A 16,296-nucleotide genomic window follows, 5' to 3' on the forward strand; every position below is an offset into this window, starting at 1 on the left:
TCCTTACACAGTAAAAGATAGTTTTGTAACAAAATAAGTGCTATATCCACATATTGTTTCATTTTTGTTACAAGAAAACACTTTTTTGACTTGCGATTGAAAAATGCTATCGGTCTTGCGCATGATATAGTTTATTTGCACAGGAAACCGGGTATATCCCGCAACTTGTGCTCTACCATTAAAAATTACTCGATTTGTCATATACGAATGTCTTGATTTTAAAAACGGAGGGATTTATACAATGTTAAAGCGTATCGCATCAATCGTCGTCGCTGCCACTGTCGCTTTCTCGGGTCTTATGTTCTCAACAGGTGAACAAGCAGAAGCCGCTACCGGTACATTTGCTTACTCGAAAGTAAACGGTTTGAACATCCGTACTGCCCCGTCACTTACATCATCGAAAGTCGTCGCGAAAATGGATAAAGGTCAACGCTATACATACCTTGGTAAATCCGGTTCGTTCTATAAAATCAACTACAAAGGCACACACCGTTATATCTCAGCTTCTTCAACGTACACATACTTGAAAGCGAACACGTCGACATCAACAACGGTTTCAACGTCATCTTCTAGCAAACGTTCGAAACTCGTCGCTGAATCGAAGAAATATCTCGGAACACCGTATCGCTATGGTGGAACAACAACTTCAGGTTTTGACTGCTCAGGATATACTGGACACGTGTACAAGAAAGCAATCGGAAAAACACTTCCACGTTCTTCACGTCAGCAATACTCAAGCGCGAAGAAAATCTCGAAGTCATCGATCCAAGCAGGCGATCTCGTCTTCTTCTCACATTCAGGCGGAACGATTCAACACGTCGGAATGGCACTTAGCAAAACACAAATGATCAACTCAGAAACAGGCGGCGTTAAATACGCGAGCTTCACTTCTGGATACTGGGCACCACGCTATGTAGGCGCTGGATCATATCTCTAATACAATATCACGACTCGGTTCATCGGAACCGAGTCGTTTTTATTTTTGCTTCAATGCCCCTCTCGCGTTCGTTGCCGCAAAGACGATCATGAGTACACTCATCGTACCCGCGACTGCGAGCCCTGCAGATAAAGCACCCCAGTCAATCTCCGGTTGCGTCAGAACCGCTCGCATCCCTTCGAAAATATACGTGGTTGGATTGAACGTCGCCGCCACTTTCAACCATTCGGCTTCAATCAATTCTTTCGGAACGAACGTCGTCGACAGGAAAATTAAAGGAAAGAACAACAACGTCCCTGCCTGTGCCGCTTGTGCATTTCGTGTTTTCAAGGCGACGCCCACTGAATATCCTGCGAAACCAAGTCCAAATCCGATTGCGAGTAATACCGTGAAAAAGAATCCAGCGGCACCGACAGGAATCGTGAGACCGAGGAGAAACGCGACAGCAAAAATAAGTAGCGTTTGGACGAGTAATTGCAACATCCCCGCAATCATCGGTCCGAGCACAATCGCCGTACGGGTCGCCGGTGTCAACAAGAGCCGTGCGAAATAGCCACTCTCAATATCTCGGACAAGCGCCTGACCCGTGCCTCCCGCTCCCCCGACTGCACCTGAAACAATGGATACGGGTAAGATGAAATTCAAATAGTCGCTCCCTTCGAACTGAGGCAACGAGGCCACGCTCGACAAGCCACTCGTATACACAAGTAAAAAGAATACAGAAATGATCAAGTTCGGGATGAATGAAAACGGATTTCGAATAGTCGTCAGCAAACTCCGTTTCGTGAATAGCCATGTCTCAGTCCACACGGATCTCGCCTCCTTCATACGATTCGCCTGTCACTTTCAAGAATACATCATCGAGCGATGGTTGCTTGACAGTCAATCGTTCAGGCTGCAACCCTTGTTCATCCAAGGAACGAACAATCTCAGTCAACGTCATGTCACGTAACTCAAACGATACATGTGTGCCATTCGAAGATGTATGAAATCGCGTCGCGGCAAGGGTCGCTTCAGATTCTGTAGCGAAGTCCATCGAAATCGTCTCTCCACCGACGAGCTGTTTCAATTCCTCGGCCGTTCCTTCACTCACAATCTTCCCGTGATTGATGATTGCAATCCGGTCAGCCAACTCATCTGCCTCCTCTAAGTATTGGGTCGTTAAAAAAATCGTCGTCCCGAATTCCTCGTTCAATCGGCGTACTTCATTCCAAATTTCGATTCGGCTCGCCGGATCGAGTCCGGTCGTCGGTTCGTCTAAAAACAAGACCGTCGGACGATGGACGAGTGTGAGAGCCAAGTCGAGACGTCGTCGCATCCCACCGGAATAGGTACCACTCCGGCGATCGGCCGCATCCGTCAGTGAAACGACTTCGAGTAACTCATCGGCTCGACGCTGCGCCTCTTCATTCGACATCTTAAACAAACGCCCTTGTAAGACAAGGAGCTCTCGTCCCGTCAACACTTTATCGATTCCTGTTTCTTGTAAGGCAACTCCAATCGATAATCGGACATCTTTTTCTTGTTTAACGACATCGAATCCATTGACTCGTGCCACTCCAGATGTCGGTCTCACGAGTGTCGTCAACATTTGCACCGTCGTCGATTTACCCGCACCGTTCGGACCTAAAAACGCAAAGATTTCTCCTTCTTTCACGAAAAATGACACGTCATCGACAGCTGGAACATCCTTGAATGTTTTGACGAGTCCTTCAACCTGAATCATCACACCCACCTCCTGACTATCCATTCCCGTTTTCTGACGCTTTCACCACAAAAAAGTCGTGGACGTTTTCACATCCACGACTTCTGATTATTCTGGTTTCATGACCATTTTTGGTTTTTTCTTAAGTGAGTGGTTCCCTTCGACGAAACGAACGGTACCGGACTTGGCACGCATGACGACCGAATGGGTCTGTCCGCCTTGTGACGTGAATTGGACTCCACGTAACAGCTCACCATCTGTGACGCCGGTCGCCGCAAAGATACAATCTTCACCTTTCACCAAATCATTGAGGAGGAGGATTCGATCCGTATCTTCGATTCCCATGTCATGGCAACGTTGTTTCTGCGCTTCATCTTCCGGGAGCAAACGCCCTTGGAAGTCTCCACCTAAACACTTCATTGCGACTGCAGCGATGACACCTTCTGGCGCCCCGCCTGAACCGAGCAACAAATCGACACCCGTTTTCGGGAAAGCGGTGTTGATGGCCGCGGCGACGTCCCCGTCCGGAATCAATTTGATTCGCGCACCGGTCGCGCGGACACGTTGAATGGTTTCTTCGTGACGGTCCCGATGTAAAATCGTGACGACGACATCTTCCACGTTTTTCTTCTTCGCTTTCGCCACGATTTCAATGTTCTCTTCAATCGAGTTGTCGAGACTGACGAGACCTGCCGCTTCCGGTCCGACGGCAATTTTATCCATGTACATGTCTGGAGCATGAAGGAGATCGCCTGCATCCGCGACCGCGAGAACCGCAAGTGCTCCCCACGTTCCGGTCGCTACGATGTTTGTCCCTTCTAACGGATCGACTGCGACATCGAGACGAGAACCGTAGCCATTTCCGACTTTTTCTCCGATGTATAGCATCGGGGCCTCATCCATCTCCCCTTCACCGATGACGACAATCCCTTTCATCGGAATCGTGTCAAATACGTCGCGCATGGCCGTCGTTGCCGCATCATCCGCTTCGACTTTCAATCCTCGTCCCATCCAACGGGCTGAAGCAAGTGCCGCCGCTTCTGTCACCCGAACCAGTTCCATCGATAAACTTCGTTCCACCCGAAATCTCCCCTTTATACCTCGGTTTGTTCCTCCACCCAAACGAGCGCACCGAGTTGTTTTAATTTGCCGACAAAGTCGACATACGAATCATTCAGTCGTTCCGCATGTAGTAGCGTCGATTCACCAGAAGCTTGGAGCGCTGACAGTACCAGGGCCGCAGCACTCCGTGCATCGGTGCATTCCATCTCTGCGTTCGCCAGCTTATTGCCGCCACGAATCACAGCCGATGCATCCTCCAGTGTAATTTGCGCATTCATCCGTCGCATCTCGGCGATGTGGCGGAATCGTTGCGCATACAATTTATCGGTGACAATACTCGTTCCGTCAGCTTTTAATAAGGCTGCCGTCATCACCGGTTGCAAGTCGCTCGGATACCCCGAGTAATGGAACACCCGAATATCTGTTGGCATGAATTGGTTCGCCGTCACGGTAATTGACTCCTCACCGACCTCGACGTCCGCTCCGAAATCCAACAGTTTTTGAATGACCCCTTCGAGATGTGTCGGAATGACCGGTTGGACGGTCACACGACCGGACACTGCACCGAACATCATGAACGTTCCGGCTTCGAGACGATCTGGAATGAGTGTGTGCGTACAACCATGGAGGCGTTCCACCCCTTTAATTCGAATCTCATCCGTTCCGGCCCCACTCACATGTGCACCCATCGATGTGAGCATGGTCGCCACATCGACGACTTCCGGATCGCAAGCCGCGTTTTCGATGACCGTCGTCCCTGTCGCTAGAACAGCCGCAAGCATTGCACTCACGGTTGCCCCAAACGACCGCAAGTCCAAGTAAATTCGATTCCCAACAAATTCATCGACCCGGACATGATAGAGACCTGATTCATTCTCAACATGAATGCCGAGACGTTCCAACGCTTTCAAATGTAAGTCAATCGGCCGTGGACCAATCGCATATCCTCCAGGTAACCCAACCGCCCCTTTTCCAAAGCGAGCCGCGAAGACCCCGAGTAAATAGACAGCGGCACGGACTTTGCGCGTCTCAGAACCGAGGAGAGGCATTGCGACTGCTTCATTCGAATGAATCGTCATTCGTTCGCCATCCCGCTCTACCCGAACCCCTAACTCTTTTAACAAATTGACCATCACTTCCACATCTTCAATCATCGGAACGTTTTCAATCGTCACCGACTCTTCCGTGAGAAGTGCAGCCACAAGGCAAGGGAGAGCGCTCTGTTTCGCTCCGCTAATCTCGACGGTTCCTTCTAGTTTTTGCTGCCCAACGATATGGAGAATTTCCACGCTGATCAAAACCTTTCTACGACGGACTTATTTGGATTGAGCGTTGTTCCAATCCGCTAAAAACTGCTCAATGCCTTTGTCTGTGAGCGGATGTTTCATCATTTGTTCGATAACTTTGTAAGGGACTGTGGCAATGTCAGCCCCAAGGAGTGCAGCTTTTGTCACGTGAACCGGATGACGCACAGATGCTGCGATAATTTCTGTCTCGATGCCATGGATTGCGAAGATGTTCGCAATGGTCTCAACTAAATCAAGCCCATCTTGTCCGATGTCATCCAAGCGTCCGATGAATGGAGAAACGTATGATGCCCCGGCACGTGCCGCAAGTAACGCTTGGTTAGCGTTAAAGATGAGCGTGACGTTTGTCTTGATCCCAAGCTCCTTGAACTGTTTTACCGCTTGCATCCCCGCTGGTGTCATCGGTACCTTTACCGTAATATTCGGCGCGATGGCGGCAAGTTCCTTTCCTTCTTCCACCATACCCGACGCATCGAGTGCAATAACTTCGGCGCTGACCGAGAGATCCCCGACGATCTCACAGATTTCACGAAGTCTTGTATGGAAATCGACACCTTCTTTGGCGACGAGCGATGGATTCGTCGTCACGCCTCCAATGACGCCCATTTGATGAGCTTTTTTAATGTCTTCCACATTTGCTGTGTCAATGAAAAAACGCATATGTGTCTCCTCCTTAATTTGTGATCGCTTACAATCTCTATTATGAGGAAAGTCATGTCGAATTGCTATACCCTTTACGTCAACGATGCGATTGCAAGCATCGATCCTACGACAAGGCCTATCCCAGCGAGCGTCCCGAAAAATGACCATTTCATAATTTTACTTTGCTTCACATAGTATGCTTGGTGTGGTCCTTCTTTCAAACGTTCCAATCCGTGGGTTTCAATCCAATTCGTTGCTGCCGTCTGCTCATCTGCTACAAGATCGCCGGTGTAGACAAATGGAACGATTTCTTCCGGACGACTCAACCGTTCAAATCGCTCACGTCGTGTCGAGATATTCGCACCAATCCAATACAATTCTTTTGGTGTGTAAAATAGCGGAATTCCCTGCTCATGGAAAGATTTTATCCATTGATCAAAGGCAACTAGATCACGTTGATCGAACAAGATTTCCATGGCATCATCTTTTGTCATAATCGATAGCATCGGAGTGTACTCTACCGTAGGACGACCAATCCGAACCGTCGGAGACGGCTGTGTCTTTCGGACAATCGCCGGGAAGAAGACGATTTGTCGAATCGCTGAGATTGGAAATGATTGCTCGACCGACTCGCCCGGTTCATGCCGATACGTCACACCCTCGATGCTCGTTGCGGTCATTTCGTATCTAGAGTGATTCCGTTCTTTCCAAAATAAACGACGGAACGTGTTCGTAAACCAATACACCCCAAACCCACCGATGGCGACTAAGACTAACAATGGAATAAGCCAAGGTACCGGATAATAATAAATTAAAACGAGTGGGGCGGCGGCTAATGCTAAAGAAAGACCAATCAACACGACTGCTCCATATACATAAAAGATTCGCCAAAACAATTCTGTCGGTCGCTCGTTATAAATCACAAAGACTCCCCCTTTTTTTCACCATATATGTATACGTTCCCTAAATCATCAAAAAAAGGCTGACTCTACAAAAGAGTCAGCCTTTCAGGACAGGATTAAGCTTGGTTGCTTGAACCAAACTCACGCATCTTGCCAGTAACGACGTTATAAATCGCTTCGATACCAGGTCCGATAATTTTACGTGGGTCATATACTTTTGCATCAGCAGCAACTTTCTCACGTACTGCACGAGTCCATTCTTGTTGGCACTCAGTGTTGACGTTGATTTTGCTGTGGCCGAGCTCGATTGCTTTTTTGATTTGGTGCTCAGGAATTCCTGATCCGCCGTGAAGAACGAGTGGTGTTTTAGTCGCTTCCGCGATTTCTTCCATCTCTTTGAATCCAAGTTTTGGCTCGCCTTGGTATTCACCGTGTACAGAACCGAGTGCTGCAGCAAGTGCATCCACTTTCGCTTCTTTTACAACACGTACACACTCATCGAGGTCAGCGTATTGTACGCCACCAACAACGCCGTCTTCTTCGCCGCCAACTGTACCGACTTCTGCCTCAACAGAAGCACCTTTAGCGTGCGCGTACTCGACAACTTGTTTCGTCATTTCGATGTTTTCATCGATTGGGTGGTGTGAACCGTCAATCATGACTGACGTGAAACCAGCGTCGATCGCTGCTTTACACTTATCGAATGAAGAACCGTGGTCAAGGTGGATTGCAACTGGAACAGTGATGTTGTAGTCGTGCATAAGACCTTCAACCATTTTGACAACTGTCGTGAAGCCACCCATGTACTTCGCTGCACCTTCTGATACACCGAGGATTACTGGTGATTTCTCGTCTTCCGCAGCGCGAAGAATCGCTTGCGTCCACTCGAGGTTGTTGATGTTGAATTGGCCGACTGCATACTTGCCTTCGAATGCTTTGTTAAGCATTTCTGTCATTGATACTAATGGCATAATGACATCCTCCTGTCTGTTCGCTATTATACACGTTTGGGAAAAGTTCCCCCGTGCAATTCGTTCCCATTATAACACACCGTAAAACATGTGCCTATGCTATTCGGGCATAGAAATGGCTTAGCGCAAGCGTTTACATATGTCATCTTGGTGACGAAACGTCAAATTTTCAAGACTTCTTTCACTTTTCCAATCATCCCATAAATATCAAACGGCTTCTCAAATTGTGCCGTGATCCCGAGACGACGCACTTCTTCAATCACCGTTTCTTCCCCAAATGCCGTCATGATCATGACGGGTGTGTCTAACTGTTTCTCGCGCATGCGACGTAATACTTCGTGTCCAAACATACGAGGCATATTCATATCGAGCAATACCAAATCATATTGCTCCCGCTCTAAAAATTCCCAGGCGCTGATGCCGTCTTGCGCCGTGTCCACGTCTACACCCATGTTCGTGAACACTTGCGCGAGCATCGTACGAATTCCGTCCTGGTCATCTGCTATTAACATCCGTGACATGCATGTCCCTTCTTTCATTCATCGTTTACCATATTCAAACAATTTAACCTTACCAAACTCATCTCTTTTTCGCGACGTCTATCTTTTGAAATCAAGGGAACGATGGCTCGGAATTCTCTTCTTCCTGTTCTTCCTTCAACTGTTCAGGTACGTCTAGCACATTCACCTGCTCGTAGTCGGTCACTTCCGCATCTTCTTCTTTCACAAATACTCGCAGATAGTTCCCTTCCGGTAACAACCCAGTGGTGGCAATAGACAGAGGACGTTTTTTTCCATCCTCGTCGTACCCGATGAGATCATAGCGATAACCCCCCGAGGTTTGCGTCGCCACTTCTGCACTTGGGACTTTGACATAATAGACATCGGCTAACAATCGATTGGGATCGACATAACGCCAACCTATTACTAATAGAATGCCAATCAATAGGATGGCAACGAGATTTCGTTTCATAAAAAATTCTCCCTCAATCTAAGAATCACTACTTATGAGGTATACCGTTATTCCGAATCGATGAAACCATGACACAAAAAAGGTTCATCCTATTTAGAATGAACCTTTCCTGCAATGCAGTGCATTACGATTCGACAGTCACAGGCACAACTGCGATTTCAATCTCCTTCTCTACTTCTTCACGTTCTTCTTTCAAACGCTCATCCGACCATTTGAAGACGTCGGCCATGCAACGAAGGACACCTTCTTTGTGTTGACGGACGAAATCGATATCAAAGAACATCGCTCCGGTCCGACGAATCAAGAAGTCGATGGCGCGTACGACCGATTCTTCTTCAATGCCATAAATCAATTGTGCATAGACGACCTCTGGCAAGTCATACGCGTTCGAGTCCATCCGCTCGATGACGCGATCGATATTCGATCCGTATAGACGGACGAGTTCTTCCGCGTGCCCCGCGTCGAGACCGTGATTTTGAAGTTCTTTCGTTTTCTTCTCGAGGAAGTCTTTAAACCCTTTCGATCCGCCGACGTGACCACCTGACATCGGCATATGCTTCGTCCGGCTTGCCAAGTAGACGACACCCTCTTCTTCTTTTAATAATTTCGCGACAAGGTCGACGACCGTTTCTGACATCTTCCGATACCCTGTCAATTTACCGCCGGCAATCGTGATCAAGCCGCTGTCTGACTGCCAAATTTCGTCCTTACGTGAAATTTCAGAAGGGTCTTTTCCTTCCTCATAAATCAACGGACGAATACCCGCCCAGCTTGATTCCACATCATCTGCTGTGACATGAACGTCTGGGAACATATAATGGATTGCATCCAAAATATAATCGCGGTCCTCTGTCGTCATGCGTGGATGCGCTTTGTTTTTATCAAAGAACGTATCCGTCGTTCCAACGTACGCTTTGTTTCCGCGTGGAATGGCAAAGACCATGCGCCCATCTGGTGTGTCGAAATAAATTGCCTGTTTGAGTGGGAATTTCGATTGATCGATGACAAGGTGAATTCCCTTCGTCAAACGAAGCTGTTTGCCTTTTTTCGAGTTGTCTTCTTCCCGTAACTCATCGACCCATGGACCAGTCGCATTAATGATTTTTTTCGCATAGACGTCATATGTCGACCCATCGATTTGGTCTTCGACGTGTACCCCCGCCACTTTGCCGTTCTCGTAAATCAACCCGGTCACTTTGGCATAGTTCATAAGAAGCGCGCCGTGATTCGCTGCCTCTTTCGCCACTTCGATTGTCAATCGTGCATCATCCGTCCGATACTCGACGTAGTATCCACCACCGACTAAGTCATCTTTTTTCACGAGCGGTGCTTTTTTGATGACTTCATTCGGTTTGAGCATCATGCGACGTTCTGCCCGTTTGACGCCTGCAAGGAAGTCATACACCATGAGTCCGATTGAAGTTGAGAAAGGACCAAACGTGCCTCCCTTGTGCATCGGTAATAGCATCTGTTCCGGTGTCGTGACATGTGGACCGTTCTCATACACGATGGCACGCTCTTTCCCGACTTCTGCGACGAGCGCCACTTCAAATTGTTTCAAATAGCGGAGTCCCCCGTGAACAAGTTTCGTCGAACGGCTTGACGTCCCGGCCGCAAAGTCTTGCATTTCAAGAACCGCTGTCTTCATCCCACGTGACGACGCATCGAGCGCAATCCCTGCTCCGGTTATCCCTCCACCGACAACAAGAACGTCATGACGTTCGCTTGTCAGTTGTTCGTATCGTTTCGCTCGTTCTTTCGCTGAGAAATTTCTGATTTCCATCTTATTCCCTCCTATAGTAAGTACGGTTCAATGAATAGAAAAAGAGACCACAACAAAAACAAGGCTTCCCCCTTCTGTTGTGGTCTCTCTATTGTCTCGAACCGAATATCAACTTTTCTCCTGTATTATACCCTATTCTTTTCAGTTCAATCATCTCTTACGCTTGCGCAATCTGTAATGTGTTCATTCACAAGCATCCGACTCGCATTTTTGAGTCGAGAAGCTTAGACTTCAAGGTATCATGTTGAAGGAGGATTTCAGATGAAACGTATGTTACAACCTTTTCAATTCAAAAATGGCGTCGAAGTACCGAACCGACTCGTCTTGGCTCCGATGACACATTACTCATCAGAACCAACGGGCGAAGTATCCGAGCATGAGCTCGCCTACTATCGGAAACGGGCGCAAAACGTCGGGCTTGCGATTACAGCATGCGCGTACGTGACAGAAGACGGGAAAGGTTTCCCGAACGCATTCGGGGTCAATGACGACAAATTCATCCCGGGTCTCCGTCAATTGGCGGAAAGTTTAAAAGCGGAAGGTGCAAAAGCCATCCTTCAAATTTTCCACGCTGGACGGATGTCACCACCTGAACTCGTCCCGAACGAACAACCTGTCAGTGCAAGTGCTGTCGCGCCTGTCCGAGAAGGCGCCGTCACACCACGTGCCCTCGAGACATCAGAGGTCGAAGCCATTATCGAGGCGTTCGGTGAAGCGACGCGTCGGGCCATCGAAGCCGGGTTTGATGGCGTCGAGATTCACGGAGCGAACACCTACTTGATTCAACAATTCTTCTCACCGCACTCAAATCGCCGTGAAGATCGCTTCGGCGGTGATGTTCATGGACGTTTGACGTTCCCACGCGAAGTCATTCGTCGTGTGAAAGAAGCAGCTGCAGATGCAGAAGACTTCTTAGTCGGCTATCGTTTCTCACCGGAAGAAATCGAAGAGCCAGGAATCACACTCGACGACACGGATGTGTTACTCGATATGATTTTAGAAGAGGGCGTCGATTATATTCACGCTTCTCTCTGGAACTTCAATACAGCTTCCATGCGTGACGAGAATGTCACGGAGCGTTCGATAGACCGCATCGCCAATCGAATCAATGGTGCCATCCCACTCATCGGAGTCGGGCAACTCCAACGTCCGGCCCAAGTGGAAGACGCACTCGACGTCGTCGATTTTGCCGCACTCGGTCGCGAACTGATCATCGATCCACAATGGCTGGAAAAAGTGGAATCGGACCGCGAAGACGAGATCGAGACAGAACTCGACTTGAACAAACAAGCCGAACTCGCTGTCCCAGCTCCGCTATGGAACGCCATCACGACACGTGCCGGTTGGTTCCCAATTAAAGATCAAGAAGTGAAATAAAAAAATGAACCTGCCGTTTATCACGGCGGGTTCATTTACTATTTCAACGTCAAGAGCTCACTCATCGTCACAAACGTGTACCCTTCACGTTTCAGCGCATCGAGAACTTTCGGCAACCCTTCAGCTGTGGACTCATGAATATCATGCATCAAGACAACAGCACTTGGATGGACATTGTCCATAATCAAGCGATACATTTGATCGGCATTACGGTGACTCCAATCAAGAGAATCGACCGTCCATAGTGCAAGGGTCTGCTCCTTTGTCTGAATGATCTGCTCAATCATTTCATTTTTAGCCCCGTATGGTGGACGAACCAATGATGGGCGTTGTCCCGTAAGCCTCTCAATTCGTTCATCAACCTGTTCGAGTTCCTCTTTGACTCCCTTCTCAGACAATTGTGTCAAATCCGGGTGATGTTCAGTATGATTTGCTAGCTCATGACCTGACAACGCTACTTGTCTCGCTACATCAGGATAGAATTCCATCTGACTTCCTAACATAAAGAACGTAGCACGCGCTTGGTATTTCTCAAGTGTCTCAAGAATGTGAGGTGTCACAATCGGATGGGGTCCATCATCGAACGTCAGTGCAACATATTTCCCATTGGGTTCAAGCGGCTTATTTGAGGGACTCATGATTGGAGAATCTTCTTGTGCAGTGGGCGTATCTAATTCGGATAACAAAAACGGCTCAACTTCCTTCATCGGAATATGAACTTCTACCACACCTGCCGCTCCCGCCGCCACTTCATACTCGTCAAATATGACATCTAGACCAGAGGACGTCAGTATCCACTTCGTCGATTTAGGGTGTTTAATCGCTTCACGTAACTGATCCTCAAATACGTATTCTTGATGTTGTAATTGTGTGATGACGCTATGCTTGAACCATTCTAATGCATGTTGGTCATCACGTAAGACATCATCCCATTCAACGAACGTTCCGTCCGAAAGGTTCATCCGAAATACGTCGACAGTGGTTTGACCATTCGCACCACCAGTGAATGCATAAGTATGAACGACTAGCGTGTATTCAGTCTGATTCGTTTGATATGTATCGGTCTGAATATTTAAGTGACCCGTTTGACCGTGACTAGGGGTGAGGTTGTGTTGAAATGCTTCTTTCTTTTCTAAAATGAATGCATCCAGCTCCTCGTTTAGCATTTCATAATCCGTTCTCGGAACAGAGATTGATGTCGTATATCTTTTCGCTTGTTCACTCTCTACCGTTAAGTGTAACCCGGGGTATTGTCCGGTAAAGGATGGTGTCGGAACTTTTTTAATCGTCGGGGCGGCTCCCGCGATGTAATACCATGTGCCCATCCCAATCAATAACATCACAATAACTAACATGTGTCGTTTCATTCTTATTCTCTCCTATTTAATTCAATCGATTCGATTGTAGCAAACTCTTCACGAATGAAATCGTCAATATGGCGACAAATATATACAAAATCATACAAAACAGGTACGTCGTCTTTAAATAGACGGCGTACCTGTTTTCATCCATTCTTCGCGTAACATGCCCATCCGAATCGAATCGTAGCGTTTCGCGTTCACGACACGCACTTGACGAATTCGACCTTCAAGCTGCATCCCTACTTTTTCAGCGACCCGCATCATTCGCTCGTTCCCTGACCATGTCGTCAATCCCACGCGGACGACCGGTAACGTTTCAAACAAATGTTTCGTCCATAGACGAAGGGCACGCGTCCCGACACCTCGATTCCAGCGGTCGGATTGATGCAAGATGATGCCCATCTCGAGCCACTCTCGTCCGGCATCTTCGAAATAATAGGAAACCGTGCCATATACCGTTCCACTGACCTCAATGACCCACATGTCTTCTTTTTTGATGAACGATCGCTCGATTTGCTGAAACTCTTCGTAAGACATTGACTTGTGTTCGAAGTAAGGCGCGTCCCACTGTTTCCATTCCGGTACCGCATCTCGATAAATCAATTCCCAGAGTCGTGATAGATCCTGTTCTTCAATCGGTCGAATGACCACTTCTTGATCTTGTCGCATGTTGTCTTCCTCTCTATAAATCGTCCTTACCTTATTCTTGTGTCCCGTTCGAATCTCCTTTTTTTCGTTTGCGCCAAATGAACGCAAGAATCAAGACAATCACACTTGCCATGACAGAAGCGATCGCGATTGGACTCGAATCGGTCATAAACAATTGTCCAATCGAGACAGAATAAGCAAGTCCGAACGACGTGACGAGTTTTGCCCCGAACGCGATACCCGCAAAGCGCAGAAACGGTACACGACTAAACCCCGCAGCGAGACAGATGACCTCGTCAGGTAAAATCGGAATGATAAATAAGACGAGCAAGACACCAAGACCGTATCGATCGACATATCGATCGTACGTCTTCAGTTTTTCTTCATCGACCCAACGAATCATGCGCCCTCGACCAAATCGGGCCAGTCCATACATGACAAAGATTCCAAGTGTCGTCGCAACGCTTCCGACCAAAGCGGCACGAAACGGTCCGAGCGCGACACTCCCAATCGGCACGCTGACCGCTTCCGGAACGGGTAACGCAATAGGTTGTAAAAAGCTAAATGCTGCAAACACCCAGACCGCCTGTCGTTCATATTGTTCTAGTAAACGATCCAATCCGTATGTGTCATAAAGGATGAGTCCGAATGAAACATAATAGACGAGAACGAAAATCAAGAAGAGAGAGAACGTGATCTTCCACATCTGCTTTAGGATGACGTTCGAGCCGTCCCGAATCGCCCGAAGTAACCCGACCGAGAGGGCGAGTAAAACAACACCTGTCCAGCCAAGTTGATACGGCAATAAAAGGGAAGGCAAGACGACGAACGGCAACAGACTGAGCGCGACAAGCCCTAATCCATATCCAAGATAAATCGAATGTCGTTCTTTCATGTGCCCTCACCCTCTCCCCGTTCTATTTCTAGTGTACCCACAAAGTGATAGGGATGTATCCTGCCGAAGGCGCTTTCCCTCTCATGCTTTTGACGTAGAAAAACCACGGTCCGCAATGGACCGTGGCTTTCAATCACTTATTCTCCAAGTGATGCTTGGATGAAGTCATGGAATAGACGTTGTGGACGTTCTGGACGCGAAATCAATTCTGGGTGGAACTGTGATGCCACGAACCATTTGTGTTCTGGAATCTCAATGATTTCTACGAGACGACCGTCTGGGCTCGTACCTGAGAACTTGAAGCCTTCTGCTTCAAACGCTTCACGGTATTCGTTGTTGAACTCATAACGGTGACGATGACGCTCGTATACGAGTTCTTGATCGTATGCCGCATGCGCTTTCGTCCCTTTTTCGAGTTTACATGGATAAAGTCCAAGACGAAGTGTGCCGCCAAGATCCTCGATATCTTTTTGCTCTGGAAGAAGGTCGATGATCGGATACGGTGTCGACGGATCGATTTCTGCAGTATGTGCGCCGTCCAACTTCAAGACGTTACGGGCAAACTCGACCGTCGCAAGTTGCATCCCGAGACAGATTCCGAAGAATGGGACGTTGTTTTCACGAGCAAAACGTGTCGCTTCAATCTTCCCTTCGATTCCACGCTCACCGAATCCACCTGGAACGAGGATTCCGTCCGCATCGCCGAGGATGTCTGAGACGTTTTCAGCCGTCACGTCTTCCGCGTTGACCCAGTCGATGTCGATATCCGCGTTGAACGCATAACCCGCATGTTTGAGTGCTTCCGCGACCGAGATATACGCATCACGCAATTCGACATATTTCCCGACGAGTGCGATTTTCACTTTCTTCTCAAGGTGTGTGACCGTGTGGACGAGTTCTTTCCAAGCCGTCATGTCAGCAGCCGGTGAATTGAAACCGAAGTAGTCGTTGACGAGTTGGTCCATTCCTTGTTTTTGAAGGTTGAGCGGTACTTCATAAAGTGTCGATGCGTCTTGCGCCTCGATGACCGCTTCTTTGCGCGTATCACAGAAGAGGGCGATTTTTTCACGCATGTCTTCTGGGATGTCATGCTCCGTACGAAGGACAATGATATCCGGTTGAATTCCGTAGCTGCGAAGCTCTTTGACACTGTGTTGTGTCGGTTTTGTCTTCATCTCACCTGCGGCACGAAGGTAAGGGACGAGTGTACAGTGGACGTACATGACGTTCTCTTTCCCGATGTCATTCTTCACTTGGCGAATCGCTTCGATGAACGGAAGGGACTCGATATCCCCGACTGTTCCACCAATCTCTGTGATGACGACATCGGCGTTCGTCTCGCGTCCTGCACGGAAGACACGGTCTTTGATTTCGTTCGTGATATGCGGAATGACCTGAACCGTCCCACCGTTATAGTCTCCACGACGCTCTTTCTTCAAGACAGTTGAATAAATGCGCCCTGATGTGACGTTCGCGTTTTGCGACAAGTTGATGTCGATAAAGCGCTCATAGTGTCCGAGGTCAAGGTCAGTCTCAGCGCCATCATCTGTGACGAATACTTCTCCGTGTTGATACGGGCTCATCGTACCTGGGTCAATGTTGATGTATGGGTCAAACTTCTGAATCGTGACGTTGAGTCCTCGATTTTTGAGTAGACGCGCGAGCGAAGCTGCCGTGATCCCTTTACCGAGCGAAGATACTACCCCGCCTGTTACGAAAATGTACTTTGTCATG

16 protein-coding genes are annotated in these 16,296 nt (G+C 48.2%); 2 read left to right on the top strand and 14 right to left on the bottom strand.

Annotated elements, in window-relative coordinates:
- Positions 1-241 precede the first annotated feature (241 nt).
- Positions 242-937 (top strand): C40 family peptidase, encoded by a 696-nt coding sequence (locus Q9R25_RS09075; RefSeq protein ID WP_159562984.1) that lies wholly within the window; start codon positions 242-244, stop codon positions 935-937.
- A gap of 39 nt (positions 938-976) precedes the next feature.
- On the opposite strand, the gene Q9R25_RS09080 is transcribed toward Q9R25_RS09075, so the two are convergent.
- The 10 genes from Q9R25_RS09080 to Q9R25_RS09125 all read right to left on the bottom strand — a co-directional run bounded on the left by Q9R25_RS09080 (position 977) and on the right by Q9R25_RS09125 (position 10,281).
- Positions 977-1,747, bottom strand: a complete 771-nt coding sequence (locus Q9R25_RS09080; RefSeq protein ID WP_159562986.1) for an ABC transporter permease — start codon at positions 1,745-1,747, stop codon at positions 977-979.
- Positions 1,737-2,663 (bottom strand): ATP-binding cassette domain-containing protein, encoded by a 927-nt coding sequence (locus tag Q9R25_RS09085; protein ID WP_214783679.1) that lies wholly within the window; start codon positions 2,661-2,663, stop codon positions 1,737-1,739. The genes Q9R25_RS09080 and Q9R25_RS09085 overlap by 11 nt, the downstream gene beginning before the upstream one ends.
- A gap of 87 nt (positions 2,664-2,750) precedes the next feature.
- A complete protein-coding gene (gene glpX / locus Q9R25_RS09090; protein ID WP_031422214.1) occupies positions 2,751-3,722 on the bottom strand; it encodes a class II fructose-bisphosphatase in 972 nt (323 codons plus the stop codon).
- Between the two features lie 14 nt (positions 3,723-3,736).
- Positions 3,737-4,993, bottom strand: coding sequence for a UDP-N-acetylglucosamine 1-carboxyvinyltransferase (gene murA / locus Q9R25_RS09095; RefSeq protein WP_311283065.1), 1,257 nt, complete (start codon positions 4,991-4,993; stop codon positions 3,737-3,739).
- A 27-nt stretch (positions 4,994-5,020) separates the two neighbouring features.
- Positions 5,021-5,671 carry a fructose-6-phosphate aldolase gene (gene fsa / locus Q9R25_RS09100; protein ID WP_078147677.1) on the bottom strand — a complete coding sequence of 217 codons (651 nt, stop codon included), beginning with the start codon at positions 5,669-5,671 and terminating at the stop codon, positions 5,021-5,023.
- 74 nt (positions 5,672-5,745) lie between these two features.
- Entirely contained in the window at positions 5,746-6,576 is an 831-nt protein-coding gene (locus Q9R25_RS09105) for a hypothetical protein (protein WP_311283066.1), read from the bottom strand.
- Between the two features lie 95 nt (positions 6,577-6,671).
- Complete coding sequence (gene fba, locus Q9R25_RS09110; protein ID WP_159562989.1) at positions 6,672-7,526, bottom strand: class II fructose-1,6-bisphosphate aldolase; 855 nt, start codon at positions 7,524-7,526, stop codon at positions 6,672-6,674.
- 161 nt (positions 7,527-7,687) lie between these two features.
- Positions 7,688-8,047 (bottom strand): response regulator, encoded by a 360-nt coding sequence (locus tag Q9R25_RS09115; RefSeq protein ID WP_074035685.1) that lies wholly within the window; start codon positions 8,045-8,047, stop codon positions 7,688-7,690.
- Positions 8,048-8,138: 91 nt separating this feature from the next.
- A complete protein-coding gene (locus Q9R25_RS09120) occupies positions 8,139-8,498 on the bottom strand; it encodes a YxeA family protein (RefSeq protein WP_214690425.1) in 360 nt (119 codons plus the stop codon).
- A gap of 124 nt (positions 8,499-8,622) precedes the next feature.
- Positions 8,623-10,281, bottom strand: a complete 1,659-nt coding sequence (locus Q9R25_RS09125; protein WP_031422206.1) for a glycerol-3-phosphate dehydrogenase/oxidase — start codon at positions 10,279-10,281, stop codon at positions 8,623-8,625.
- Positions 10,282-10,542: 261 nt separating this feature from the next.
- Between Q9R25_RS09125 and Q9R25_RS09130 the strand changes: the two genes are divergently transcribed.
- Complete coding sequence (locus tag Q9R25_RS09130) at positions 10,543-11,658, top strand: NADH-dependent flavin oxidoreductase (RefSeq protein WP_196431280.1); 1,116 nt, start codon at positions 10,543-10,545, stop codon at positions 11,656-11,658.
- 38 nt (positions 11,659-11,696) lie between these two features.
- Here Q9R25_RS09130 and Q9R25_RS09135 read toward each other — a convergent pair whose 3' ends face one another.
- The 4 genes from Q9R25_RS09135 to Q9R25_RS09150 form a co-directional block, all read right to left on the bottom strand.
- Entirely contained in the window at positions 11,697-13,025 is a 1,329-nt protein-coding gene (locus tag Q9R25_RS09135; protein ID WP_074035676.1) for a polysaccharide deacetylase family protein, read from the bottom strand.
- A 114-nt stretch (positions 13,026-13,139) separates the two neighbouring features.
- Entirely contained in the window at positions 13,140-13,688 is a 549-nt protein-coding gene (locus Q9R25_RS09140; RefSeq protein WP_074035674.1) for a GNAT family N-acetyltransferase, read from the bottom strand.
- Between the two features lie 31 nt (positions 13,689-13,719).
- Positions 13,720-14,562, bottom strand: a complete 843-nt coding sequence (locus Q9R25_RS09145) for a TVP38/TMEM64 family protein (protein ID WP_214690424.1) — start codon at positions 14,560-14,562, stop codon at positions 13,720-13,722.
- Between the two features lie 137 nt (positions 14,563-14,699).
- Positions 14,700-16,295: a CTP synthase gene (locus Q9R25_RS09150; RefSeq protein WP_074035670.1), complete on the bottom strand. Its 1,596-nt coding sequence runs from the start codon at positions 16,293-16,295 to the stop codon at positions 14,700-14,702.
- Position 16,296 lies beyond the last annotated feature (1 nt).

This window comes from Exiguobacterium sp. BG5(2022) (assembly GCF_031844365.1).
Lineage (GTDB): Bacteria > Bacillota > Bacilli > Exiguobacteriales > Exiguobacteriaceae > Exiguobacterium > Exiguobacterium profundum.